The following is a 25,463-nucleotide window of genomic DNA, read 5'->3' on the forward strand; positions in this document are numbered from 1 at the left end:
CCATGGTGCGCCGACCGCGGCGTGGCAGGGTCCCGCGTTTGCCGTAGTTCGGACGCCCCTGCGGCGGCACCCCGGGACGGCGGCCCCACGGCGGCGGCCCACGGCGGCGGCCCACGGCGGCGCGCTACTGCTCAGGCAGGCGAGGCCGCCGGCTGGGCCCGACCGGTGGGACCACCCGATCCCTCGTCGCCGTCCGCCGTGAGCGGTTGCGCGATGCTCTCCAGGGACTGGCCCTCGGCGCGGACCCCGAGGAACGCCTCGACCAGGCCGCCCGCGACCATGAGGGCCGCACCGAGGTAGTACCCGCCCGCGATCCCGGTGATGTCCTTGGACTTCGACGCGCCGTCGATCAGGGCCCCGAAGAGCAAGGGGCCGCTGATGCCGCCGGCGGCGGTGCCGATGGCGTAGAAGAAGGCGATGCACAGGGCGCGGGTCTCGAGCGGGAAGACTTCGCTGGCCGTGAGGTATGCCGCGCTCGCACCGGCCGAGGCGAAGAAGAAGATCACGACCCCGAACAGGGTCAGCGTCGTCGCGTTGAGGGTGCCGAGCATCAGACCCGCGATGCCCAGGAGCACTCCGGACAGCACATAGGTGCCGGTGATCATCTTGACCCGGCCGACCGTGTCGAAGAGTCGGCTCAGCAGCAGGGCGCCGAGGAAGTTGCTCACGGCGAAGACCGCGATGTACCAGCCGGTCTGCTTCACGCCGAAGAACGTCGTCAGGGTGTCGCCGTAGGTGAAGAAGAACGCGTTGTAGAGGAACGCCTGGCCGACGAAGAGCGAGAAGCACAGGACGGTCCGCTTGGGGTAGAGGGTGAACACGGTGCGGGCGATCTCGGGGATGGAGATGGTGCGCCGCTGCCGGATCGTGATCGGCTCGTCGGTGACGTCGGGCAGGTCAGCGCCGACCTCGGACTGCACCGTCTTCTCGATGTCGCGCACGATGCTGTCGCCCTCGTCCTCACGGCCGTGGATGAACAGCCAGCGCGGGCTCTCGGGGACGTGGCGGCGCACCACGAGGATGCCGACGGCCAGGATCGCGCCGAGGCCGAAGGCAAGCCGCCAGCCGATCGACGGGTCGATCAGGGTGGGGTCGAGCAGCGGGATGGTGAGGAGGGAGCCGGCAGCCGCGCCGATCCAGAACGAGCCGTTGATCGCGATGTCCACCCGTCCGCGGAACTTCTTGGGGATGAGCTCGTCGATCGCCGAGTTGATCGCGGCATACTCTCCGCCGATCCCCATCCCGGTGAGGAAGCGCGCCACGAAGTACCACAGCGGGTTGGGCGCGAACGCCGTGAGCACCGTGGCCACGGTGTAGACGCCCAATGTGATGAGGAAGAGCTTCTTGCGCCCGAACTTGTCGGTCAGCTGCCCGAAGCCCAGCGCGCCGAGGCAGGCGCCAGCGACGTAGACGGCTCCCGCGAGCCCGATGTCGAAGCTGCTCATGCCCAAGCCCGTGCTCGCAGGCTTGAGCGCGTCGGACATCGAGCCCACGATGGTGACCTCGAGCCCGTCGAGGATCCAGACCGTGCCGAGCCCGATGACGACCATCCAGTGCCAGCGTGCCCAAGGCAGCCGGTCGAGCCGGGCAGGGATGTCTGTGGTGATGCGGCCGGTTTCGACGTTTGACGCCACGGCTAGGCCTCCTCGGTGAGCTGTCCGCGCGGCTCAGGGGGGCGCCGACGCTGGGATTTCAGGCTAGGGCGAAACCGGACATCTCGCGCGTTGAAGCAGGTCAGAGGCCTGCACGGGGCCGTTCGCAGACGAAGATCGCCGTCCCTGGGAACAGCTCGCCACGCAGCGGCGACCAACCGCCCCAGGCCTCGCGGTTGCGCTCCGGCCACTCGAGCTCGACGAGGTCGACCAGCACGAGCCCGGCTGCCACCACCTCGCGGACCCGGTCGCCCATCGTGCGGTGGTGCTCGACATAGGTCGCCTCACCGTCGGCGTCCGCCTCGACGTACGGGGTGCGGTCGAAGTAGGACTGGCGCACGGTGAGCCCCTCAGGGCCGGGGTCGTCGGCGAAGGCCCATCGGAAGGGGTGCGTCGTCGAGAACACGAACCGTCCGCCCGGCCGCAGCACGCGCGCGACCTCGCGCATCAGGGCCGCGCTGTCCGCGACGAACGGCACCGCGCCGTATGCCGTGAACGTCAGGTCGAACGTCGCGTCACCGAAGGGCAGGGCGACGGCGTCGCACTGGGCGAACGGGACCGCCTTGGCCGGGGGAGTGACGGTGCGGTTGAGGGTGACCCCCTGGCGCACCATGCCCGCGGACAGGTCGGTAGCCACCACCTGCCCGCCGCGGCCGGCGACCCAGCGGGCGCACTGGCCCGCGCCCGCGCCGATCTCGAGGACCCGCTTCCCGAAGACCTCGCCGAGCAGGCCCAGCTCGGCCTCCCTCCACCCCTCGGGTCCCCAGACGAACTCGGAGTCGCCGAGGAAGGATCCGTGCTCGGCGTAGTAGGCCCCGGCCTCGGCATCCCACCACGAGCGGTTGGCCGCCGCCGTCTCCTCGGGCCCCGCCGTGCGACGGCTGACCTGCCCCGATGCACTCATCGCCCCCTCACCCGCCCACTCACCCTCCACGTACCGGCATACCTCTCGTGTTTTGACCGTGCGCGGACACGCTCGGTAGGGTGGACGAGCACATCCGTGTGCGTGCACTGCCCTGCGCGCTCCGCGTGCGCACCACCCAACCATTCATGTCCACCATCGGAGTTCCTACTACATGACTGCCAGCACGGTCGAAAAGACCGCCCCTCAGGTTGCCATCAACGACATCGGCACCGAGGAAGAGCTGCTCGCCGCTATCGACGCGACGATCAAAGACTTCAATGACGGCGACATCGTCGAAGGTGTCATCGTCAAGGTCGACCGGGACGAGGTCCTGCTCGACATCGGCTACAAGACCGAGGGTGTCATCCCCTCGCGCGAGCTGTCCATCAAGCACGATGTCGACCCCTCTGAGGTCGTCAGCGTCGGCGACGAGGTCGAGGCCCTGGTCCTCCAGAAGGAGGACAAGGAAGGCCGCCTGATCCTGTCCAAGAAGCGTGCGCAGTACGAGCGCGCCTGGGGCACGATCGAGAAGATCAAGGAAGAGGACGGCGTCGTCACCGGCACCGTCATCGAGGTCGTCAAGGGTGGACTCATCCTCGACATCGGCCTGCGCGGCTTCCTGCCCGCCTCCCTCGTGGAGATGCGTCGCGTCCGCGACCTCCAGCCGTACGTCGGCAAGGAGATCGAGGCCAAGATCATCGAGCTCGACAAGAACCGCAACAACGTGGTCCTGTCGCGCCGCGCGTGGCTCGAGCAGACCCAGTCCGAGGTGCGCACCACGTTCCTCAAGGAGCTCCAGAAGGGGCAGGTCCGCTCCGGCGTCGTGTCCTCCATCGTCAACTTCGGTGCGTTCGTGGACCTCGGCGGCGTCGACGGTCTCGTCCACGTGTCCGAGCTGTCCTGGAAGCACATCGACCACCCGTCCGAGGTCGTCGAGGTCGGCCAGGAGGTCACCGTCGAGGTCCTCGACGTCGACATGGACCGCGAGCGCGTGTCCCTGTCGCTCAAGGCGACCCAGGAAGACCCGTGGCAGCACTTCGCTCGCACCCACGCGATCGGCCAGGTCGTCCCCGGTAAGGTCACCAAGCTCGTGCCGTTCGGTGCGTTCGTCCGCGTCGACGACGGCATCGAGGGCCTGGTCCACATCTCCGAGCTGGCCGAGCGCCACGTGGAGCTGCCGGAGCAGGTCGTTACCGTCGGTTCCGACATCTTCGTCAAGGTCATCGACATCGACCTCGAGCGTCGCCGGATCTCGCTGAGCCTCAAGCAGGCCAACGACGACAGCGCGCCCGTTGCCGAGTTCGACCCGACGCTCTACGGCATGGCCGCGGAGTACGACGAGGCCGGCAACTACAAGTACCCCGAGGGCTTCGACCCCGAGACCAACGAATGGCTCGAGGGCTACGAGACCCAGCGTGAGAAGTGGGAGAAGCAGTACGCCGAGGCCCACGCTCGCTGGGAGGCCCACAAGACCCAGGTCGAGGAGGCCACCAAGGCCGACGCCGAGGCTGCCGCCAACGCGGGCGTCTCGACGTCCTACTCCTCCGACTCGAGCAGCAGCTCGAGCGCGGACTCCGGCAGTGGCAGTGGCAGCGAGTCCAGCCGCCCCGCCACCCCGGCTTCCGAGGGCACCCTCGCCTCTGACGAGGCGCTCGCCGCGCTGCGCGAGAAGCTCACCGGCAACTGAGCCCGACGTCACGGCATACCCCGCGGTATGCCGTGACCACGGCTTCGAGAGGCCCGGTCCCCCGAACGGGGCCGGGCCTCTCGGCCGTCCCGGGCGGGCGTAGCGTGCCCCTCATGGCACGCACCATCGCGACGAACACCCCGGTCGACCTGGACGGCCTGCTCGACTTCGTCCGGCCCCGACACCAGATGCTGCTCATCACGACCCGCGGCGACGGGCGCCCTCAGGCGTCGCCGGTGACCGGTGGGGTGGACGACAGTGGCCGGATCGTCATCTCCAGCTATCGCGAGCGGGCCAAGACCACCAACGCCCGCCGGCGCCCCGAGGTGAGCGTCGTCGTGCTGTCGGACGACTTCGGTGGCGCGTGGGTCCAGGTCGACGGCGAGTGCGAGGTGCTCGACGCCCCCGACTCCGTCGAGCCGCTGGTCGAGTACTTCCGGAACATCGCCGGCGAGCACTCCGACTGGGCGGAGTACCGACAGGCCATGGTCGACCAGGACAAGTCGATCCTGCGGATCACCCCGACGCGGTGGGGGCCGGTCGCCACCGGCGGGTTCCCTGCCCGGCTGGCTGACTGAGCCAACTGAGATCCCGCGGGACGCCCGCCGCCGGTAGGGTGGGGCACATGTTGCGCGTGGGCCTCTCCGGAGGCATCGGGTCGGGCAAATCCACTGTCGCACAACGGCTTTCCGAGTTGGGCGCCACGGTCATCGATGCCGACCAGCTCGCACGGGAGGCCGTGGGCCCCGGAAGCGAGGGGCTGGCCGCCATCGCGGTCCGGTTCGGCGACGACGTCCTCGATGACACCGGCGCGCTCAACCGGTCGGCGCTGGGTGAGCTCGTCTTTGCCGACCCGCAGGCGCGGCGCGACCTCGAGGCGATCACCCATCCGCTGATCGCACGGCGCACGCGCGAGCTCATCGCCGCCGTGGCGCCCGATGCGATCGTCGTCCACGACGTCCCGTTGTTGGTGGAGAAGGCGATGGGCTCCGCCTACCACCTGGTCATCATCGTCGGCGCTGACGAGGAGACCCGCGTCAAGCGGCTCATGCACTCCCGTGGCATGACCGAGGCCGACGTGCGCAGTCGCATCGCGGCCCAGGCCAGCGACGAACAACGCCGTGAGGCTGCCGATGTCTGGCTGGACAACGACGGCCCCCGCGACGACCTGCTGGCCGCCCTCGACGAGCTGTGGCACGAGCGGCTCGTGCCCTTCGAGCACAACGTGCGGCACGGCATACGGTCCCACCGACCCGAGGGGCTGGCCCTGCACCCGACCGACCCGACCTGGCCGCAGCAGGCGCAGCGGATGCTGGCCCGACTCCGCGCGGCGTGGGGCGAGGAGCTGGTGAGTGCCGACCACATCGGGAGCACTGCGGTGCCAGGCCTGGTCGCCAAGGATGTCCTCGACCTCCAGCTCGGAGTCCGGAGCCTCGACGACGCGGATGGCGAGGATGTGCGAGCCCGACTGGATGCCGCGGGCTTTCCGCGGGCCGCGGGTGTCTACGCGGACTTCGACCGGGGGTCCGACGGAACGTGGCCCAAGCGCATGCACGGCAACGCCGACCCGGCGCGGGTGGCGCACATCCACATCCGCGAGGCGGGCAGCGCGGGGTGGCGCTGGGCGCTGATGTTCCGCGACTGGATGCGCGCCGACCCGCAGGCCCGTCTCGAGTACGCGGCGGAGAAGGCACGGATCGCGGCGTCCGGAGTCACCGCCACGGAGTACGCCGAGGCCAAGGAGCCGTGGTTCGACGCCGTCCACGAGCGCGCCGAGGCGTGGGCGCGCGAGACCGGTTGGGAGCCGCAGGGTGGCTGACGACCACCGGGCAACCGACGCACGCGGCCCCCGCAGCGTCTACGGCGTGGGGGAGGAGCCGGACCCACGGTTCTCCCTGGCCAACGAGCGCACCGCTCTCGCCTGGATGCGCACGGCTCTGGCCCTGGTCGGTGGCGGTGTCGCCATCGTGTCCCTGTCCGGGCTGGCCACGCTGCCGCGCTGGGCCGCCCTGGTGGGTGCCGGCGCCTGCGTCGGTGGAGGCGCACTGGCGTTGCGCGCGGTGACGGCCTGGGCAGGCGTCGAGCGCGCCCTGCGGCTGCGTCAGCCACTCCCGGCCCCCAGGGCGCTGCCGTTGCTCGCCGCGGGGGTCGTCCTGCTCGCCATGCTCACCCTCGTGCTCGCGTTCGTGGAGGTCGCGCGCCGGTGAGCCCGATCCGGGGGCGTTCGGCCCTGCAGCCGGAGCGCACCTCGCTCGCCTGGCAACGCACGGCGATCACGGCCCTGGTCATCCTGTTCCCGATGGTGCTGCTCAGCCTGCGGATCGGCCAGCCCGTCCTCGCGGCCGTCGGCGCCCTGGCCGCTCTCGCATCGACCGCCGTGGTCGGGTCGGTCCTGCGGCGGGTCGCGCAGCTCGACGACGACGAGCGCAGGTACTCGCCGTACCCACCCATGGCGCGCGTCGCGGCGGTGACGGTGCTCGCCGGGCTCGGGGGCGCGGGCGTGGGGTTGGTGGTCTTCCTCCGCTGACACCCGTGGTGGTGTGCCGGGCGGGTGCCGTATGCCGCGTGGTGGTGTTGTCGGTGCCGAGGCATACGGTGGTGCCATGCGTCCCACGACCGACCTGCAGCGCACGGTGGCCCCGTTCGAGGTCGTCTCCGAGTTCACGCCAGCCGGCGACCAGCCGGGGGCCATCGCCGACCTGACGACCCGCATCAGGGCGGGGGAGAAGAACACCGTGCTGCTCGGTGCCACGGGCACCGGCAAGTCCGCGACCACAGCGTGGCTGATCGAGCAGGTGCAGCGGCCGACGCTCGTGATGGCGCCCAACAAGACCTTGGCCGCCCAGCTCGCCAACGAGTTCCGCGAGCTGCTGCCGCACAACGCGGTCGAGTACTTCGTCTCGTACTACGACTACTACCAGCCCGAGGCCTACATCCCCCAGACAGACACCTACATCGAGAAGGACTCGTCCATCAACGACGAGGTGGAGCGGTTGCGCCACAGCGCCACCAACTCCCTGCTCACCCGTCGCGACGTGATCGTGGTGGCGTCGGTGTCCTGCATCTATGGTCTCGGCACGCCGCAGGAGTACGTCGACCGGATGGCTCGACTGCGCGTCGGCATGGAGGTTGACCGGGACGAGCTGCTGCGCCGGTTCGTGCAGATGCAGTACACCCGCAACGACCTCGCCTTCACCCGCGGCACCTTCCGGGTCCGGGGCGACACCGTGGAGATCATCCCGGTCTACGAGGAGCTCGCGGTCCGCATCGAGTTCTTCGGTGACGAGATCGAGCGCATCTACACCCTCCACCCCCTCAGCGGCGAGATCATGCGCGAGGAGGAGGAGATGTACGTCTTCCCGGCGACCCACTACGTCGCCGGCCCCGAGCGCATGGAGCGCGCGATCCGGGGCATCGAGCTCGAGCTGGCCGACCAGCTCGCGACCTTCGAGAAGCAGGGCAAGCTCCTCGAGGCCCAGCGGCTGCGGATGCGCACCACCTACGACGTCGAGATGATGCGCCAGGTCGGGTCGTGTTCGGGCATCGAGAACTACTCGATGCACATCGACGGCCGCGCCCGCGGCTCGGCGCCCAACACCCTGCTCGACTACTTCCCCGAGGACTTCCTGCTCGTCATCGACGAGTCCCACGTCACGGTGCCGCAGATCGGCGCGATGTACGAGGGCGACATGTCCCGCAAGCGCCAGCTCGTCGACCACGGGTTCCGGCTGCCCTCGGCCATGGACAACCGCCCGCTGAGGTGGGAGGAGTTCCTCGACCGCATCGACCAGACCGTCTACCTCTCGGCCACGCCGGGTCCCTACGAGCTCGCCCAGAGCACCGGCATCGTGGAGCAGATCATCCGACCCACCGGGCTGATCGACCCCGAGGTCATCCTGAAGCCCACCAAGGGCCAGATCGACGACCTCCTGCACGAGATCGGCGAGCGCACGAAGAAGAACGAGCGCATCCTCGTCACCACCCTCACCAAGAAGATGGCCGAGGACCTCACCGACTACCTGCTCGACAAGGGTGTCCGCGTTCGGTACCTGCACAGCGAGGTCGACACCCTGCGCCGCGTCGAGCTGCTGCGTGAGCTGCGCCTGGGCGAGTACGACGTCCTCGTGGGCATCAACCTGCTCCGCGAGGGCCTCGACCTGCCCGAGGTGTCGCTGGTGAGCATCCTCGACGCCGACAAAGAGGGCTTCCTGCGCTCTGCCCGGTCCCTGATCCAGACGATCGGTCGCGCTGCGCGCAACGTCTCCGGCCAGGTGCACATGTATGCCGACTCGGTCACGCCCTCGATGCGTGAGGCCATCGACGAGACCCAACGCCGCCGCGAGAAGCAGATCGCCTACAACCTCGCGGCGGGGGTCGATCCGCAGCCGCTGCGCAAGAAGATCGCCGACATCACCGACCTGCTGCAGCGTGAGGACGCCGACACCGAGGCCCTGATGGGTTCCGGTCGCAGCCAGTCCCGCGGCAAGGGCGGGGGTCGCGGCGGCCGGGGCACGGTCCAGGCCGATGCCGCCGTCGCCACCGACCGGCTCCGCAGCATGCCGGCCAACGACCTCGCCAACCTCATCCAGGAGCTGTCGGCGCAGATGCACCAGGCGGCCACCGACCTCCACTTCGAGCTGGCTGCGCGGTTGCGCGACGAGATCGGTGACCTCAAGAAGGAGCTCCGCCAGATGTCGCAGGCGACCCAGTGACCGGACGCCGCGCCACCCCATGACACCCGACGAGCTGCGCGCGTACTGTCTGGCCAAGCCCGGCGCCTGGGCCGACCAGCCGTGGGACGGCGATCACGTGGCCAAGGTCGGTGACAAGATCTTTGCCTTCCTGGGCGCAGAGACGGTGGGCCTCAAATGCGGCGCCACCCGCACCGAGGCCGACGAGTGGGTTCTGCAGTACCCCGACGACGCGTCGGTCATGGCCTACATCGGCCGGTCGGGCTGGAACACCCTGCGGTTGGACGGCGCCATCCCCGACGACGAGCTCCACGAGGCCATCGACGCGTCCTACGAGACGGTGGTGGCCAAGCTGCCCAAGTCGCGGCGCCCGGCCGTGGGCTGAGCGCCACCGATTTGGGGGTGCCCGGCGCATCTGAGAGACTGCTGAGGACCATTCGGAGGGGAGTATCCCCAACGCGGTGTCCTCGTCATCACGGCCGACCGTCGCGCGCTGGAGCCAGCGTCGCGGCATACGACCCAGGGAACCGGTCCGCACCAGCACGGGGCGGGAGAGACCTCCGGCCACCTTGGTGTGACCGGAAGGTTCTGAACTCATGATTCCGCTGTTGGCCACCGCCACCGCCACCGCCACAACCACCAGCGCTGTCACCAGCGAGCGGATGGCCGTGCCGACCTGGCTGTGGTTCGCCACAGTCGGCGTCATGGCGGCCCTGCTCCTGTTCGACGTCGTGGTGATCGCACGCCGCCCGCACGTGCCGTCGACCAAGGAGGTCAGCCTGGCGCTGGTCTTCTACGTCGGCGCCGCCCTGCTCTTCGGACTGGGGGTGTGGTCGTTCACGCACGACGCGCACGGCGCCACGTTCATGACCCAGTACTACGCCGGGTGGCTCACGGAGTACTCGCTGTCGGTCGACAACCTGTTCCTCTTCCTGCTGATCATGGCCAGGTTCGGGGTGCCCGAGAAGCTCCAGCAGTCGGCCCTCATGATCGGCATCATCATCGCCATCGTGCTGCGCGGCATCTTCATCGCGGTCGGCGCGGCCGCCATCAACCAGTTCTCCTGGGTCTTCTACCTCTTCGGTGCCTTCCTCATCTACACGGCGGTCAAGCTCGGCCGCGAGGGTCAGTCCGACGACGACGAGTACGACGAGAACCGCTTCATGGTCTGGGTCGAGCACCGCTTCCCGGCGACCGACCAGTACGACCGGGCCAAGCTGTTCACGCGAGTCGGCGGACGCAGGCTCGCGACGCCGATGTTCATCGTGATCATGGCGCTGGGCACCACCGACCTGCTGTTCGCCCTCGACTCCATCCCGGCGATCTACGGGCTCACCAAGGAGCCCTACCTGGTGCTCACGGCCAACCTGTTCGCGCTGATGGGCCTGCGGCAGCTCTACTTCCTCATCGGTGGGTTGCTGAGGCGGCTGGTCTACCTCAGCCTGGGGCTGGCCGTGCTGCTCGCGTTCATCGGCGTCAAGCTCGTGCTCCACGCCCTGCACGAGAACCAGCTGCCGTTCGTCAACAACGGCGAGCCGGTGAGCGCCGCCCCCGACATCCCGATCTCCGTGTCGCTCGCGGCCATCGTCGCGATCCTGGGCGTCACGACGCTCGCCAGCCTCTGGAAGTCGCGCCGCGATGCCCGCGGGGACCAGGCCGAGGTCTCAGCCCCCTGAGGCCGCCGGGTCCTTGCCCTGGCTGGCTCCCATCACCAGCGTGCTCGCCAGCACCACCAGGGCCATGCCCGCGGTCTGGGTGGCGCTGAGGCGCTGACCGAGGACGAGGAGTCCGGCCAGCGCCGCTGCCGCGGGCTCGAGGCTCAGGAGCACGCCGAACACGCGCGCGCTGAGGTGACGAAGCGCGGAAAGCTCGAGCGAGTACGGCAACACCGAGGACAACACCGCGATGCCGAGCCCCTTGGCCACCGCCTCACCCGACCACGACGGCACGCTCGCGACCCCGAAGGGCAGCACGACGATGAGCGCCACCGTCATGGCCAGCGCCAGCCCGTCGAGGCGGGCGAACTCCCGTCCGGCTCGACCGCTCGCCACGATGTATGCCGCCCAGCAGGCGCCCGCGAGCGCGGCCAGTCCCAGCCCCGTCCACTCCAGGTCGGCGACGGGCGTCTGGAACGCTCGGGAGATGAGGACCACGCCTACGGCCGCGGCGCCGACGGCGGCGAGGTCGCGCGCCCGACGCGACAGTGCAGTGGCGAGCGTGAGCGGTCCGAGGAACTCCACAGTCACGGCGACGCCGATGGGGGAGCCGGGCCAGGGAGGCGTAGAACGCCAGGTTCATCAGCCCGAGGGTGAGCCCGAACGCCAGGACCGTCAGCAGGGCGCGGCGGGAGTGCCCGCGAACGGTGGGGCGGGCCACCATCCAGAGGATGGCCGTGGCGAACAGCAGCCGCAGCGTGACCGATCCGGCGGCCCCGATCTCGGGTACCAGGGTCGCGGCGAGGGCACCCCCGAACTGGACCGAGGCGACTGCGGCGAGGACCATGAGCAGGGGCTGCGCCGGGGCCCGGTGCTGCCGCATGGCCCGACTCTAGTGAGGTCCCTGCGCCGTCCTGCGCCGTCCTGCTCCGGCTGCCCACGATCTGCGCACGATCTGCGCACGATCTGCGCACGATCTGCGCGGGAACCCGCGCAGGCCACCCGACGTACCCGGTGGCTTCAGCAGGCAAAGTGCCTGATCAGCGACCTCGCCTAGTCCCTATTGACTATTGCTGCCCCGCTTTTTGGCGTCCTACGTTTGACGGGTCGCGGAACCACCGGGTGTCTCACAGGGGGTGTTGGCAGCCGGCCGCGGGGTGTGAGGGACTGACATGGCTGGAGTACTCGAGGAGTACCAGCGACCTGTCGCTGGGCAAGAAATCGACACGATTCGCGCGCTGCTGCACGACCTCAGGCAGCCGCTGGCCGCCATCCTGCTGCTCGCGGGGACCGAGGCCGGCGACATCGCCCGAAAGATGGAGGGGATCTCCGGGCAGGCGCGCTGGTTGGCTGATCTCGTCGACGAGGTGCTCAGTGGCGCCGCCGGGGACGACGTGGAGCGGACAGACGTCACCAGTCTGGTGGATGCTGCGGTGGCTCGTGCTCGGGCCACCGCCGAGTGTCCGATCGTGGTGAGCCTCCACGACACACCGGAGGTGTGGGCCCGACCGGTCGCCCTGAGCCGTGCGCTGGCGTGCGTGCTCGACAACGCGGTCCGCGCTGCAGGGGCAGCCGGCCAGGTGGCGGTCGGCGTCCACACCGACGGTGACGGGGTGCACCTGACCGTCTCGGACAACGGGCCCGGCCTCGGTCACGTCGCCGGGCGCACGTCGCTCGGCCTGACGACCACCCGGGCCATGGTCGCCGCCTGCCAGGGGTCCTTCCACCTGCGTGCCGGCAGCGACGGTGGTGCGGTCGCAGACATCTGTCTCGCCGAGGCAGTGCTGCGGTCGGTGGCGTCATGAGAATCGTGGTGTGTGACGACCACCTCCTGTTGCTGGAAGCGCTGGGACTCGCGCTCGGGGCCACCGGCCACGACGTCGTCGCCCTCGCCGGCAACCCGGAGGACGCGATCACGGCGGTGGCTGAACACCACCCGGATGTGTGCCTCCTCGACGTGAACTTTCCCGACGGAACCTCGGTCAACGCCATCCAGCGGGTACGGGCGGCATCCCCCGAGACCAAGGTCGTCATGCTCTCGGCCGAGTCCGACCACGCGATCGTCGGAAGGGCCATCGCCGAGGGGGCTTCGGGATACGTCGGCAAGGAGAAGCCGATCACCGAGATCGTCGAGATGCTCGACCGTGCGGTGCGCGGCCAGCTCGCGGTGGAGCCCTCGCTCCTGCAGCGCGCGCTGCGTCCCCACAAGGCAGCCGACGACCCGCTCTGGGCACTGCAGTTCCTCACCGACCGCGAGTGGCAGGTCATGCGGTGCATCATGGACGGCCAGACCACCGAAGAGATGGCGGACTCGCTCGGCGTGCAACGCAGCACCGCCCGCACCCACGTCCAGAACCTCCTGACCAAGCTGGGGGTGCACTCGCGGCTCCAGGCCGCGGCGCTGATGTCGGCGCACGGTTCGACCGAGTCCTGGCCCGTGCACCTTCGCCAGTAGCGGGAGACCGCTGCGCTGGCTGCGTGGGTCGGCGGCGTCGTGTGTGGCCCGAACGTCCAGGGCCAGACTCACCCGAATGGTGGAGCACGCGCTCCCACGTGGGCCGGGTCCGTCGAATCCCGTCGGGCCCCAACCTGAACCCATGGCAGCAACGGTGCGGGTCCTGATCGTTGACGATCACGAGGTCTTCGCTGACGCGCTGACGGTGTGCCTGGGGGACTACCCAGACCTGGAGGTGGTCGGCGTCGCGACGACGGCCTCGAGGTGCCTGGCGCTCGTCGCCGCGGTCGACCTCGACATCGTGGTGCTGGACCTGGCCCTGGCCGGCGAGGACGGGCTGACGGTGGCTCGCGAGGTGCTGGCCCTGCGCCCCTACGCGGGCATTGTCGTCGCGACGGGCATCGAGCCGGACGGACAGGTCGTCGATGCCGTCCAGCTCGGCGTACGGGGCTGGGTGCCGAAGACGGCCTCGGCGGAGACGCTGGTCGACGCGATCCGCGGGGTGAGCCGAGGGGAGACGAGGATCCCTGCCCAGCTGTTGGCCAATGCCCTCATGTCGATGTCGCGGGACCGTCCGGAGCTGCTGGCGGGGTCCGTCGGGATGAGCGAGCTCACCGGTCGCGAGCTGGAGGTCCTGGGGTGTCTCGTCGAGGGGATGAGCCGCACGGAGATCGGCGACCTGCTCCACGTGTCGCCCAACACCGTCCGGACGCACGTGCAGAGCATCCTGCACAAGCTCCAGGTGCACAGCGCCCTGGCCGCGGTGTCGATCGCGCGGCGCGCCGGCGTCAACGGCGTGGGGGTGCCGGCCGGCTAGGCCCCGCGGGGAAGCTCCGGCAGGGACCCGTCGGCGCTGACCCCCGCGGGGGATGCGCCGGGCCAGCCACAGCAGGATGCCGGCGAGGCTCCCCGTGACCCGGACGGCCGGCTCGCCGACGACCCAGCTGTCGCCCTGGTCGGCGCGGAGCTCGAGACCGGGGGCCGCCGGGTCACGGCGCAGGCGCTCCACGGTGTCGTCGACGTAGCGCCGGAGCAGGTCGTCGTCCAGGTCGGCGAAGCTGAAGCCGGCGTCGAGGTCGACGTGGTGGAACACCACCTCGCGCAGCCGCAGGAACGGCAGTGCCGCCGGGCCGACCTGCAGTCCGCCCCGCAGCTCGACCTCGTCGACCGCCAGCGGGCCACGCAGGGCATCGAGCTTGGGCGCGAGGGCCTGCGCCGTGGACGTGAGGTCATCGAGGAGCGCGGCCGGAGCGCGCGAGGCGCCGGCCTCGATGTCGGCGTCGCGGACCCGGGTGCCTCCGGGGTACATCGGCTGCGGCTCGCCGCTGACGGCCCAGTCGGCGAGCCGGCCGATGGCCTCGGCGTTGCGGGCGAGGTGGGTGAGCACGTGACCCCGGCTCCACCCCTCGCAGAGCGAGGGCGAGGTGGTGTCCTCGAGGGCGGCGCAGGTCAGCAGCAGCCGCTGGGTGTGGTCCGTAACCCGGGCCAGATCGCGGGCAAGGTCGCGGGCCGGGTCGCCGGCGAGGTCGTCGTCCATGCCGATCACGGTAGCTGCCCACCCGCCTGCGCGGAGCCCTTGGCCTCTGCCTCGGCGAGCGCGTGGGCGGCCCCGATGAAGGTGAGGTGCGAGAACGCCTGGGGGAAGTTCCCCACCATGCGCTGGTGTTCGGGGTCGTACTCCTCGGAGATGAGGCCGACGTCGTTGAACAGGCCGACGAGCCGGTCCATGAGCTCACGGGCCTTGGCGACCTGGCCGCACACGGCATACGCGCTGACGAGCCACCACGAGCAGGCGAGGAAGGGGTGCTCGTCGCCGGAGAGGCCGTCGACCCCGCTCTGGGTCCGGTAGCGCAGCAGGAAGCCCCCGCGCATGAGGTCCTGCTCGACGGCCGCGAGGGTCCCGAGCACCCGCGGGTCGTCCGGGGGCAGGAAGCCGACGAGGGGGATGAGCAGGAGCGAGGCGTCGACCTCCTTGGTGTCGTAGTGCTGGGTGAACGTCGACCGCTCGGCATCGAAGCCCTTGCTGAGGATCTCGGCGCGCACCTGGTCACGCAGCTCACGCCACTGCTCGACCGGCCCCGGGAGCCCCCAGTCCTCGACCCCCGCACGGCCCGGTCGAAGGCCGCCCACACCATCACCCGCGAGTGGGTGAAGTGTCGCAACGGGCCGCGGATCTCCCACAGGCCGTTGTCGGGCTCCTGCCACCGCTTCGCGAGGTCCTGGACCAGCGTGCGCTGCATCGACCAGGCCTCTCGGGACATCTCGAGGCCACGTCGACGCGCCTCGTCCAGGGCGATCATCACCTCGCCGAGGACGTCGGACTGCCGTTGGTCCACGGCGCCGTTGCCCACGCGCACCGGGGCGGAGCCGGCATACCCGGGCAGGTGGTCGAGGGTGCGTTCGGGCAGTCGCCTCGACCCGTTGATCGTGTACATGATCTGGAGGTCCTCGGGGTCGCCGGCGACGGCCCGCAGCAGCCAGTTGCGCCAGAGCCGGGCCTCGTCGACGAAGCCCGAGGCCAGCAGGGCCTCGAGCGTCAGGGAGGCGTCCCGCAGCCAGCAGTACCGGTAGTCCCAGTTGCGCTCGCCGCCGAAGTCCTCCGGCAGGCTGGTGGTCGGAGCGGCCACGATGCCGCCGAACCGCGAGTGCGTGAGTCCGCGCAGGGTGAGCAGGGAGCGCAGCACCAGCTCGCGATGCGGACCCTGGTAGGCGCAGCGCGAGGCCCAGTCGTCGGACAGCCGGATCGTCTCGGCGATCCGGCTGTCGATGTCCAGGGGCGGCGGCACCGGGTCGTATGAGGGAAACCACGTCGTCGAGAACGTCTGCGTGTCGCCGGCCCGCACCTCGAACTCGTCCACGTGGCGGCCACCTTGGGCCCGGGGGAGGCGGGTGCCGCGCAGGATGAGCATGTCCGGCCCGGCGACCGCGGTGATGACGTCACTGTCGAGCCGGTGGCCGACGCTGTGCGAGACCCACGGGCGCACCTTGCCGTAGTCGAACCGGACCACCCACTCGTGGCGCATCAGCACCGTGCCGCTCACCCCCTCGACGCTGCGGACGATGTCGGCCCGGCCGTCGCCGATCGGCATGAGGTCGAGCACCTTGACGACGCCGGTGTCGGTCTCGTGGGTCGTCTCGAGGACCAGAGAGTTCTCCACGTACCGTCGCGTGCTCCTCGCCGGTCCTGCGGGCCCCAGCAGCCATCGGCCGTGGTCCGGGGTGCCCAGCAGCCCGGCGAAGCACGCGGGGGAGTCGAACCGCGGCAGGCACAGCCAGTCGATCGAGCCCGCCCGGCTCACCAAGGCGGCGGTCTCGGTATCGCCGATGAACGCATACTCCTCGATGGGGATCGTCATGGCGCGAGCGTATGCCGCGGCCCCGAGAGCCGCGCGTCACCCGTGCGGACGCCGGTGTCGGTGCGCCCACCTACGATGGAGCGCGTGACTTCCGCCTTGCCCGTCCGCCGCCACCAGCACGACCAGCTCATCGTCCGGGGTGCCCGTGAGCACAACCTCAAGGATGTGTCGGTCGAGCTGCCCCGCGACTCGATGATCGTCTTCACCGGGCTCTCCGGGTCGGGCAAGTCGTCCCTGGCGTTCGACACCATCTTCGCCGAGGGGCAGCGACGCTACGTCGAGTCCCTCTCGGCGTACGCCCGGCAGTTCCTCGGCCAGATGGACAAACCCGACGTCGACTTCATCGAGGGGTTGTCCCCGGCGGTGTCGATCGACCAGAAGTCGACCAACCGCAACCCGCGCTCGACCGTGGGCACCATCACCGAGGTCTACGACTACCTCCGGCTGCTCTTCGCGCGCGCCGGCCGCCCGCACTGCCCGGTCTGCGGTGAGCCGATCACCCGCCAGAGCCCGCAGCAGATCGTCGACCGGCTGCTCGAGCTGCCCGAGCGCACCCGCTTCCAGGTGCTCGCGCCGGTGGTCCGCGCGCGCAAGGGGGAGTACGTCGACCTCTTCGCCGAGCTCCAGAGCAAGGGCTTCGCCAGGGCGCGGGTCGACGGCGAGGTCGTCTCGCTCACCGAGCCGCCCAAGCTCGAGAAGCAGGTCAAGCACACCATCGACGTCGTCGTCGACCGGCTCGTCGCCAAGGGTGGCGACTCGGGGGCCAAGCGTCGCCTCACCGACTCGGTCGAGACCGCACTCGGTCTGGCCGGCGGTGTGCTCGTCGTCGAGTTCGTCGACAAGGACGCCAAGGACCCCGAGCGCGAGCGGCGGTTCTCGGAGAAGATGGCCTGCCCCAACGACCACCCCCTGGCGATGGACGAGGTCGAGCCGCGCTCGTTCTCGTTCAACAGCCCGTTCGGCGCGTGCCCCAAGTGCACCGGCCTCGGCACCGAGCTCGAGGTCGACCCCGAGCTGCTCGTGCCCGACGAGGACCTCACCCTGAGCCAGGGCGCCATCGCGCCGTGGGCCTCGACCAGTGGTTCGGCCGAGTACTTCCAGCGGGTCATGACGGCCTTGGGGGAGGACCTCAAGTTCGGCATGGACACGCCGTGGCACGCGCTCCCGGAGCGCGCCAAAGAGGCCCTGCTGCACGGCCAGAACTACAAGGTCCACGTGCGCTACCGCAACCGATACGGCCGGGAGCGCTCCTACACGACCGGCTTCGAGGGCGTCGTGCCCTTCGTCAAGCGGCGCCACTCCGAGACCGACTCCGAGTGGAGCCGCGAGCGGTACGAAGGCTTCATGCGCGAGGTGCCCTGCCCCGAGTGTGGTGGCGCGCGCCTCAAGCCCGAGTCGCTCGCCGTGCTCGTCGGTGGCCACAGCATCTCGGCGATCTGCGCGCTCGCGATCGCCGACTGCGCCAAGTTCCTCAAGGAGGTCGACTTCACCACCCGCGAGCGCCAGATCGCCGAGCGGGTCATCAAGGAGATCGACGCGCGCCTCGGGTTCCTCCTCGACGTCGGCCTCGACTACCTCTCCCTCGACCGGCCGGCCGGCACGCTGTCCGGCGGCGAGGCCCAGCGCATCCGTCTGGCCACCCAGATCGGGTCCGGCCTGGTCGGTGTCCTCTACGTCCTCGACGAGCCGAGCATCGGGCTGCACCAGCGCGACAACCACCGGCTGATCGAGACGCTCACCAGGCTGCGAGACCTCGGCAACACCCTGATCGTGGTCGAGCACGACGAGGACACCATCGCCACGGCCGACTGGGTGGTCGACATCGGCCCCGGCGCGGGCGAGCACGGTGGCCAGGTCGTGCACTCGGGCTCCGTGCAGGGCCTGCTCGAGCACCCCGACTCCGTGACGGGGAAGTACCTCTCCGGGCGCCTGGAGATCCCCACGCCACTGACCCGCCGCCCCCAGGAGCGGGGTCGCCAGGTCACCGTCGTCGGTGCTCGCGAGCACAACCTCCACGGGGTCGACGTCTCGTTCCCGCTGGGCAACCTCGTCGCCGTGACCGGGGTGTCCGGCTCCGGCAAGTCGACCTTGGTCAACGACATCCTCTACAACGTGCTGGCCAACAAGCTCAACGGCGCGCGCCACGTCCCGGGTCGCCACAAGACCGTCAAGGGCCTCGAGCACCTCGACAAGGTGGTGCACGTCGACCAGAGCCCGATCGGCCGGACCCCGCGCTCGAACCCGGCCACCTACACCGGCGTGTTCGACGCGATCCGCAAGCTGTTCGCCACGACGACGGAGGCCAAGATCCGTGGCTACCAGCCGGGGCGCTTCTCGTTCAACGTCAAGGGCGGCCGCTGCGACGCCTGTTCCGGTGACGGCACGATCAAGATCGAGATGAACTTCCTCCCCGACGTCTACGTCCCGTGCGAGGTCTGTCACGGCGCGCGCTACAACCGCGAGACGCTCGAGGTGCACTTCAAGGGCAAGACGATCGCTGACGTCCTCGACATGCCGATCGAGGAGGCCGCCGAGTTCTTCGCCGCAGTGCCCGCGATCGCGCGTCACATGACGACGCTGAGCGATGTCGGGCTCGGGTACGTGCGGCTCGGCCAGCCGGCGCCGACGCTCTCAGGTGGTGAGGCGCAGCGCGTCAAGCTGGCCTCCGAGCTGCAGAAACGCTCGACCGGCCGCACGGTCTACGTGCTCGACGAGCCGACCACCGGGTTGCACTTCGAGGACATCCGCAAGCTCCTGGTCGTCCTGCAGGGGCTGGTCGACAAGGGCAACACGGTCATCGTCATCGAGCACAACCTCGACGTCATCAAGAACGCCGACTGGGTCGTCGACATGGGGCCCGAGGGGGGCAACGGAGGTGGGCGCCTGGTGGCCGAGGGCACGCCCGAGGAGGTCGCTGCGGTCGAGGACAGCCACACCGGCCGGTTCCTGGCCCCGATCCTCGCGCGCAGCGCCCGCACGGCACAGCGCCCCACGGGGAACCGGGCCACCAAGAAGACCGCCGCCGCGGCGCCGACCAAGAAGACCGCCACGCAGAAGGCCACCCCTCGCACGACAGCGACGGCCAAGGTCCCGACGGGCACGACGGTCAAGAAGGCGGTCACCAAGAAGGCTGCGACCACGAAGGCTGCGACCACGAAGGCTGCGACCAAGACGGCCAAGAAGGCTGCGACCAAGGCGGCCACGACGCCGCGCCGGTGACGACGAACCACCCGTGACGCGCGCGTCACGGGTGGTTCGTCGTCCAGCTGAGCTCCGGATGCCGGCGAGCGGCATCCACGTGGTCGCGCCCTAGACGTCGCCGCCGAGGTAGGACGCCTTGACTGCGGGGTCGTTGGCGAGCTCCTCGCCGGTGCCCTCGCGGACGATCTCGCCGGTCTCGAGGATGTACGCGCGGTTGGCGCGCTTGAGCGCCTGAGCGGCATTCTGCTCGACCAGAAGCACGGTGGTGCCTTGGGTGTTGATCTCGGTGATGATGTCGAAGATCTGCTGGATCAGCTTCGGCGCGAGCCCCATGGACGGCTCGTCGAGCAGCAGCAGCGTCGGCGCGGCCATCAGTGCCCGACCGATGGCGAGCATCTGCTGCTCGCCACCTGACATCGTGCCGGCCACCTGGCTGCGACGCTCGGCCAGGCGCGGAAAGAGCCCGAACACGCGGTCGCGGTCCTGGTTGACCTTGGGGGTCTTGCGGTCCTTGCGCGCGTACGCCCCCATGTCGAGGTTCTCGAGGACGGTCATGCCCACGAAGCACCCGCGGCCCTCGGGGGACTGGGCGATGCCGAGGACGGGTCGCTCGTGGGCCGGCATCGACGTGATGTCCTGGCCCTGGAACCGGACCGTGCCCTGGCGTACCGGACGCAGGCCTGACACCGTCTTCATGGTGGTCGTCTTGCCCGCGCCGTTGGCGCCGATCAGCGTGACGATCTCGCCCTCGTTCACGGTGAACGAGACGTTGCGAATCGCCTCGATGCGTCCGTAGTTGACGCAGAGGTCCTCGACCTCAAGAAGCATCTTCATCAACTCCCAGATATGCGGCGATGACCGCAGGGTTGTCCCTGGATCTCGGCGGGCAGGCCCTCGGCGATCTTCTTGCCGAACTCGAGCACGACGATCCGGTCGGTCACGCCCATGACGAGCTTCATGTCGTGCTCGATGAGCAGCACGGTGTAGCCCTGGTCGCGGATGCTCTGGATCAGCTCCATGAGCCGGGCCTTCTCCGCCGGGTTGAAGCCGGCGGCGGGCTCGTCGAGGCAGAGCAGCTTGGGGTTCGTCGCCAGCGCGCGCGCGATCTCCAGTCGGCGCTGGTCGCCGTAGGGAAGGTTGCGCGCGAGCTCGTCGGCGCGCTTCTCCAGCCCCATGAACTTGAGCAGCTCCCAAGCCCGGTTCATGCCCTCGGCCTCTTCGGCCTTGTGCTTGGGCAGTCGCAGCAGCGCCGAACCCATCCCGGTGGAGTGGTGGGCATCGGCCCCGACGAGGACGTTCTCCAGAGCCGTCATGTTGTGGAACAGCCGGATGTTCTGGAAGGTGCGGGCGATACCGAGCTTGGTGATCTGGAACTTGTGCCGCTTGCCGAGCGGCTCGCCCATGAAGCGCACCCCGCCCGAGGTCGGCTGGTAGACGCCGGTCATGACGTTGAAGCAGGTGGTCTTGCCTGCGCCGTTGGGTCCGATGAGACCGAGGATCTCGCCGGTGTTGATGTGGAACGAGACACCGTCGAGGGCCGTGACACCACCGAAGCGCAGGGTCACGTCGTCGACCTCGAGCATCTTGCCCCGGGGCAGGTCGGCGACCTCCTCGACGGAGATGTCCACGGACGTGTCAGGCACCGACGCGTCGGCTTCAGGACGCAGGGCGGAAGCCTCGGGCGTGACGTCGGGGCTGGTGTCAGGCATGTGTCACTCCTTCCTCGAGCACTTCGGTCTCCTCGTCAGCCCGCTTGGCGCGCAGCGATCGTCTGGGCGGCATCAAGCCCTGCGGGCGGAAGATGGCCAAGGCCATCAGCGCAAGACCGAACAGCAGGAACCGGGCGTCGGCGAGGAACCTGAACTTCTCGGGCGCCCAGGTCAGCAGGGCTGCGGCGACGACGACACCCCAGCGGTTGCCTTGGCCGCCGACGACGACCATCGCGACGAACAGCACGGAGTAGAGGATGGTGAAGTTGTCCGGGTTGATGAACTGCTGCTTGGTCGCGAACAGGGCACCGGAGAGCCCACCGATGGCAGCACCTGTGGCGAAGGCCAGAAGCTTGAATCGGAAGGTCGGGACACCCATGAGCTCGGCGGCGTCCTCGTCCTCGCGGGTCGCCTCCCAGGCCCGGCCCACGCGCGAGTTCTGCATCCGCCAGTCGAGGAACAGCACGATGAAGACGAGCGTCAGCGCGAGCCAGTAGTACGGGATCGAGTCCGTGACCCCGAACTGGAGGAACGTGGTGGTCGTAGACGTGTCGACGTAGGCCGTGAGCCCCTGCCACGTGACGTGGGGGATGCTGAAGAGGCTGAAACCGGGGGGAGTGGGGATGTTCGAGATGCCCCGGGATCCACCCGTCAGTGAGTCGGCGTTGACCAGGATGAGCCGGACGATCTCACCGAAGCCGAGCGTCACGATGGCGAGGTAGTCACCACGGACCCGCAGGGTGGGCGCTCCGAGGATGATGCCGGAGACGAGGGTCATGGCCATCGCGATGGGGATGAGCAGCAGCAGCGGCAGCTTCCCGTGGGCCGAGCCCAAGACGCCGACGGTGAAGGCACCGATCGCGAAGAAGCCGATGTACCCCAGGTCGAGCAGCCCGGCATACCCGATGACGATGTTGAGCCCGATCGCGACCAGGGCGTACAGCGCGCAGAGGAACAGCACCGCCCCGAAGTCGGAGTCCGTGGTCGTGATCAGGGGCGGGTTGATGATGGGCAGCAGGTAGACGAGGACCACGAGCGCGGCCATGAGCACGAGCTTGGCCCACCGGGGGAGAGCCCGGTACCGGTCGCCGATGCCGTGGAAGAAGGTCGAGACGGCGTTCATGCGCGTGCCTTTCCGAGGGACTCGCCGAGCAGGCCGGTGGGTCGGAACAGGAGGATGACGACGAGGAGGGTGAACGCCACGACGTCCTTCCAGTTCGAGCCGAAGAACGCAGAGCCGTAGCTCTCGGCCACCCCGAGCACGAAGCCACCCAGGAGTGCTCCGCGGAGGTTGCCGATGCCGCCCAGCACGGCCGCGGTGAACGCCTTGACGCCGAGGATGAAGCCGGCGTTGTAGCGGGTCACCCCGATCTTCAGCAGGTACATCATCGCCGCCGCACCGGCCATGGCGCCGCCGATGACGAACGTCAGACGGATGACCCGGTCACGGTTGACCCCCATGAGGGCGGCGGCCTCGGGGTCCTGGGCCACGGCGCGGATGCCGCGTCCGAGGCGCGACCGCTTCACGAACTGGTCGAGCACGATCATCATGACGAACGCCGAGCCGAGCACGATCAGGTCGATGTTGGAGACCTGGTAGTCGCCGATCCTGAACAGGCGCACGGTGTCGATGTTCAGGGGAAGAGGCGAGGCCTCACGAGGGCGACCGACGTAGTTGACGAGCTTGGTGTCCAGGCCCAGCCACACGAACGGCTTGTCGCGCAGACCCATGGCCTCGGACAGCACGAACGAGGCACCAATCGCCGAGATGAGCGCGATGAGGGGTGGGGAGTTCCGCTTGCGCAGGGGGCGGTAGGCGACGAACTCCAGGACGAGCGCGACGAGCGCGGAGGTCGCCATGGCCACCGCGAACCCGATGACCAGGAAGCCGACGACGCCCAGGCCGCTGGCCTTGCTGGCCCCGAGCGCCAAGAGCACCCAGACGGCGGCGAAGCTGCCGTACATGAAGACCTCGGAGTGGGCGAAGTTGATGAGGCGCAGGACGCCATAGACCAGCGTGTAGCCGAGGGCGATCAAGGCGTAGACCGCGCCGAAGGCCAGCCCGCCGATCGTGAGTTCCCAGAAATGGTGAAGCAGCAGATCCATCAGACCTCCGAGGCTGGGGGGACGGCGGCGACTGGCGCCGGCGCGATCCGCGTCTGGACGGGAACACGGTAGCGGCCAGGACTCTCAAAGGAGAGAGCCCTGGCCGCAAATCGTGACGTTACTTGATTTCCTGGTCGGGAACGATCTTCCCGCCGGTGACCTTGTACGCCCAGACCGAGACCTCTGCAGGCTCGCCCTTGGAGTCGAACTTCACGTGCTTCGTGACGCCCTGCGCGTCGTACGACCCGATGAAGGCGGTCATGTCGGCGGAGCTCGTCTTGCCAGCCTTGATGGCGGCCAGGAAGACGTTCGCGGCGTCGAAGGCCTCGGCCGAGTACGTGGCCGGGTCCGAGTTGTACGCCTTCTTGTATGCCGTGGCGAAGTCAGGCGCCTTGTCGGGCGGCAGGCACGGGCAGGTGAGGATGGAACCCTCGGCTGCCGCGCCGGCACCCTTGATGAAGCCGTCGTCCTTGACACCGTCAGCACCGACGAAGGTGCCGCCGAAGCCGCCGTCCTTCAGCTGCTTCACCAGCTTGCTGGCGTTGGAGTAGTACCCGCCGTAGAAGAACACGGTGGCACCCGAGGCCTTGGCCTTGGTGACGGTCGGCGAGAAGTCGTCCTGCTTGCCGTCCGCTGCCGTCTCGTCGGTGCCGACCACGAGCGAGCCGAGGTCCTTCTTGACGATGTCGGCCAGACCCTTGCCGTACTCGGAGGTGTCGTCGGAGACGAACACCTTCTGAGCCTTGAGGATGTCCTTGATGTACTTCGCGGCGGCCGGACCCTGGGTGGCGTCGTTGCCGAGGATGCGGTGGAAGGTCTTCCAGCCGTTCTCGGACAGCGCCGGGTTGGTCGCGGAGGCGGAGATGGTGTTGAGGCCGGCCTTCTCGAAGATCGGGTCGGCGGCCTTGGACTCACCGGAGAAGGCGGGGCCGACGATGCCGACCAGCTTCTTGTCGGTGACGGCCTTCTGGGCCAGTCCGGGAGCGATGGACGGGTCACCCTGGCTGTCGAAGGACACCAGAGTCACCTTGCAGCTGGCGTTCTTCTCGTTGTACTGGTTGACGGCCAGCTCGGCGCCGTTCTTGATGTTGATGCCGAGGTTCGCGGCGTCACCGGTGAGGGCGCCGAAGAAGCCGATCTTGAGGTCGCACGCCGTGCCACCTCCGGCGGTGCTGCCTCCGGTGGTGCCACCGCAGGCACTCAACGCGAGCGCGGCGGCCACGACCGGGGCGCCGATCTTGAACACAGAACGCAAGACTCCTCCTGAAGTCACACTGTGGTGCGCGCGATGACGCGTGCGCGCACGGGTACCCCGGGTGGGGTGCTGTGGAGACTATGCCTCGCAAACTGCCCGATGTAACGACATTGCGCGTTTGCGTGACCGTGTCGTTATCCGTCGAGGAGGTGGCGACAAGACCGTCACGCGGCCGTCACCCGCCGTACACAGGAAACGTCCGGACAAGCGCGGCATACTGCAGCCGCCGGCCCGACCCGCCGGATGCACGCGACCGAAAGGTGACCCCGCATGTCCCACCCCGAACTCGACTGCGCCGCCGGAACGGGCCCCTGCCGTCGAACCGTGCTGGCCTCGGCGGGTGTGCTGGGCGCGCTCGGCACCGCCACGCTCGCCGGATGCGGCAGCAGCCCCTCCGACGCGATGAGCAGCGCCTCGAACGACGTGACCGGCGCCATCAAGGACGCCATCTCGAAGGTCTCGATCCCGGTCGGCGGCGGGAAGGTCTTCCCCGACCAGAAGGTGGTCGTCACGCAGCCCACGTCGGGGGACTTCAAGGCGTTCTCGGCCGTCTGCACCCACCAGGGCTGCGTCGTCTCGGACGTGTCGGGCGGGACGATCAACTGTCCCTGCCACGGCAGCGCCTTCGACGTGACGACCGGCGCGGTCAGACGGGGTCCGGCCACCTCACCCCTGCCGGAGAAGAAGGTGACCGTGAGCGGGGCCGGCATCACCGTCACCTGAGCACCGCCTGACCCCGTGTACCGCACGAGCCGCGATCGCGGTGGGTGCCGGGTATGCCGCGGTTCGCGG

General features: G+C 69.4%; 21 protein-coding genes and 3 pseudogenes. 13 read left to right on the forward strand and 11 right to left on the reverse strand.

Translation table 11 applies throughout. The features are described 5' to 3' along the window. Window positions 1-131 precede the first annotated feature (131 nt). Entirely contained in the window at window positions 132-1,634 is a 1,503-nt protein-coding gene (locus GKE56_RS03895) for an MFS transporter (RefSeq protein ID WP_154683429.1), read from the reverse strand. Window positions 1,635-1,734: 100 nt separating this feature from the next. After that, complete coding sequence (locus GKE56_RS03900; RefSeq protein ID WP_154683430.1) at window positions 1,735-2,556, reverse strand: class I SAM-dependent methyltransferase; 822 nt, start codon at window positions 2,554-2,556, stop codon at window positions 1,735-1,737. A gap of 172 nt (window positions 2,557-2,728) precedes the next feature. On the opposite strand from GKE56_RS03900, the gene rpsA reads away from it, so the two are divergent. The 8 genes from rpsA to GKE56_RS03940 all read left to right on the forward strand — a co-directional run bounded on the left by rpsA (window position 2,729) and on the right by GKE56_RS03940 (window position 10,610). Continuing rightward, on the forward strand, window positions 2,729-4,243 hold the full coding sequence (rpsA, locus tag GKE56_RS03905) for a 30S ribosomal protein S1 (RefSeq protein ID WP_154683431.1): 1,515 nt from the start codon (window positions 2,729-2,731) through the stop codon (window positions 4,241-4,243). A 113-nt stretch (window positions 4,244-4,356) separates the two neighbouring features. Beyond that, the gene (locus GKE56_RS03910; RefSeq protein WP_154683432.1) at window positions 4,357-4,821 is read left to right on the forward strand and encodes a PPOX class F420-dependent oxidoreductase; all 465 of its coding nucleotides are present in this window, start codon (window positions 4,357-4,359) and stop codon (window positions 4,819-4,821) included. 47 nt (window positions 4,822-4,868) lie between these two features. Continuing rightward, complete coding sequence (gene coaE, locus GKE56_RS03915) at window positions 4,869-6,062, forward strand: dephospho-CoA kinase (protein WP_154683433.1); 1,194 nt, start codon at window positions 4,869-4,871, stop codon at window positions 6,060-6,062. A gap of 106 nt (window positions 6,063-6,168) precedes the next feature. Then, window positions 6,169-6,450, forward strand: a complete 282-nt coding sequence (locus GKE56_RS03920) for a hypothetical protein (RefSeq protein ID WP_370518485.1) — start codon at window positions 6,169-6,171, stop codon at window positions 6,448-6,450. Next, window positions 6,447-6,770: a DUF202 domain-containing protein gene (locus GKE56_RS03925; protein ID WP_154683434.1), complete on the forward strand. Its 324-nt coding sequence runs from the start codon at window positions 6,447-6,449 to the stop codon at window positions 6,768-6,770. The genes GKE56_RS03920 and GKE56_RS03925 overlap by 4 nt, the downstream gene beginning before the upstream one ends. 76 nt (window positions 6,771-6,846) lie before the next feature. Next, window positions 6,847-8,955 (forward strand): excinuclease ABC subunit UvrB, encoded by a 2,109-nt coding sequence (gene uvrB, locus GKE56_RS03930; protein ID WP_154683435.1) that lies wholly within the window; start codon window positions 6,847-6,849, stop codon window positions 8,953-8,955. 19 nt (window positions 8,956-8,974) lie between these two features. Continuing rightward, a complete protein-coding gene (locus GKE56_RS03935) occupies window positions 8,975-9,319 on the forward strand; it encodes an MmcQ/YjbR family DNA-binding protein (RefSeq protein WP_154683436.1) in 345 nt (114 codons plus the stop codon). 277 nt (window positions 9,320-9,596) lie between these two features. Then, complete coding sequence (locus GKE56_RS03940; protein ID WP_154685609.1) at window positions 9,597-10,610, forward strand: TerC family protein; 1,014 nt, start codon at window positions 9,597-9,599, stop codon at window positions 10,608-10,610. Here the strand turns inward: GKE56_RS03940 and GKE56_RS03945 are convergent. Next, on the reverse strand, window positions 10,599-11,180 hold the full coding sequence (locus GKE56_RS03945) for a DMT family transporter (RefSeq protein WP_370518451.1): 582 nt from the start codon (window positions 11,178-11,180) through the stop codon (window positions 10,599-10,601). The genes GKE56_RS03940 and GKE56_RS03945 overlap by 12 nt on opposite strands. A gap of 581 nt (window positions 11,181-11,761) precedes the next feature. On the opposite strand from GKE56_RS03945, the gene GKE56_RS03950 reads away from it, so the two are divergent. The 3 genes from GKE56_RS03950 (at window position 11,762) to GKE56_RS03960 (ending at window position 13,861) form a co-directional block, all read left to right on the forward strand. Beyond that, on the forward strand, window positions 11,762-12,394 hold the full coding sequence (locus GKE56_RS03950; protein WP_154683437.1) for a sensor histidine kinase KdpD: 633 nt from the start codon (window positions 11,762-11,764) through the stop codon (window positions 12,392-12,394). Further along, on the forward strand, window positions 12,391-13,044 hold the full coding sequence (locus GKE56_RS03955; RefSeq protein ID WP_154683438.1) for a response regulator transcription factor: 654 nt from the start codon (window positions 12,391-12,393) through the stop codon (window positions 13,042-13,044). Before GKE56_RS03950 ends, GKE56_RS03955 begins: the two co-directional genes overlap by 4 nt. Window positions 13,045-13,186: 142 nt before the next feature. Beyond that, the gene (locus tag GKE56_RS03960; RefSeq protein ID WP_195908231.1) at window positions 13,187-13,861 is read left to right on the forward strand and encodes a response regulator transcription factor; all 675 of its coding nucleotides are present in this window, start codon (window positions 13,187-13,189) and stop codon (window positions 13,859-13,861) included. Window positions 13,862-13,975: 114 nt separating this feature from the next. Here GKE56_RS03960 and GKE56_RS18115 read toward each other — a convergent pair. From GKE56_RS18115 to GKE56_RS18120, 3 pseudogenes are all read right to left on the reverse strand, one after another. Further along, a pseudogene (locus tag GKE56_RS18115) lies at window positions 13,976-14,581 on the reverse strand (maleylpyruvate isomerase family mycothiol-dependent enzyme); the annotation flags it as partial. Between the two features lie 5 nt (window positions 14,582-14,586). Further along, a pseudogene (locus tag GKE56_RS03970) lies at window positions 14,587-16,067 on the reverse strand (glycoside hydrolase family 15 protein). Window positions 16,068-16,082: 15 nt separating this feature from the next. Continuing rightward, window positions 16,083-16,400 (reverse strand): annotated as a pseudogene (locus tag GKE56_RS18120) (trehalase-like domain-containing protein); the annotation flags it as partial. Window positions 16,401-16,475: 75 nt separating this feature from the next. On the opposite strand from GKE56_RS18120, the gene uvrA reads away from it, so the two are divergent. After that, the gene (gene uvrA, locus GKE56_RS03975; protein WP_154683440.1) at window positions 16,476-19,619 is read left to right on the forward strand and encodes an excinuclease ABC subunit UvrA; all 3,144 of its coding nucleotides are present in this window, start codon (window positions 16,476-16,478) and stop codon (window positions 19,617-19,619) included. Window positions 19,620-19,709: 90 nt separating this feature from the next. Here uvrA and GKE56_RS03980 read toward each other — a convergent pair whose 3' ends face one another. The 5 genes from GKE56_RS03980 to GKE56_RS04000 all read right to left on the reverse strand — a co-directional run bounded on the left by GKE56_RS03980 (window position 19,710) and on the right by GKE56_RS04000 (window position 24,662). Further along, entirely contained in the window at window positions 19,710-20,429 is a 720-nt protein-coding gene (locus GKE56_RS03980) for an ABC transporter ATP-binding protein (protein WP_154685610.1), read from the reverse strand. A 5-nt stretch (window positions 20,430-20,434) separates the two neighbouring features. Beyond that, a complete protein-coding gene (locus GKE56_RS03985) occupies window positions 20,435-21,310 on the reverse strand; it encodes an ABC transporter ATP-binding protein (RefSeq protein WP_370518452.1) in 876 nt (291 codons plus the stop codon). Continuing rightward, entirely contained in the window at window positions 21,303-22,433 is a 1,131-nt protein-coding gene (locus tag GKE56_RS03990; RefSeq protein WP_154683441.1) for a branched-chain amino acid ABC transporter permease, read from the reverse strand. Before GKE56_RS03990 ends, GKE56_RS03985 begins: the two co-directional genes overlap by 8 nt. Continuing rightward, window positions 22,430-23,416, reverse strand: a complete 987-nt coding sequence (locus tag GKE56_RS03995) for a branched-chain amino acid ABC transporter permease (RefSeq protein ID WP_154683442.1) — start codon at window positions 23,414-23,416, stop codon at window positions 22,430-22,432. Before GKE56_RS03995 ends, GKE56_RS03990 begins: the two co-directional genes overlap by 4 nt. Before the next feature lie 118 nt (window positions 23,417-23,534). Beyond that, entirely contained in the window at window positions 23,535-24,662 is a 1,128-nt protein-coding gene (locus tag GKE56_RS04000; protein ID WP_230209286.1) for a branched-chain amino acid ABC transporter substrate-binding protein, read from the reverse strand. Window positions 24,663-24,941: 279 nt separating this feature from the next. On the opposite strand from GKE56_RS04000, the gene GKE56_RS04005 reads away from it, so the two are divergent. After that, entirely contained in the window at window positions 24,942-25,394 is a 453-nt protein-coding gene (locus GKE56_RS04005) for a Rieske (2Fe-2S) protein (RefSeq protein ID WP_154683444.1), read from the forward strand. Window positions 25,395-25,463: the final 69 nt, after the last annotated feature.

It is taken from the genome of Nostocoides sp. HKS02 (genome assembly GCF_009707485.1).
GTDB lineage: Bacteria > Actinomycetota > Actinomycetes > Actinomycetales > Dermatophilaceae > Pedococcus.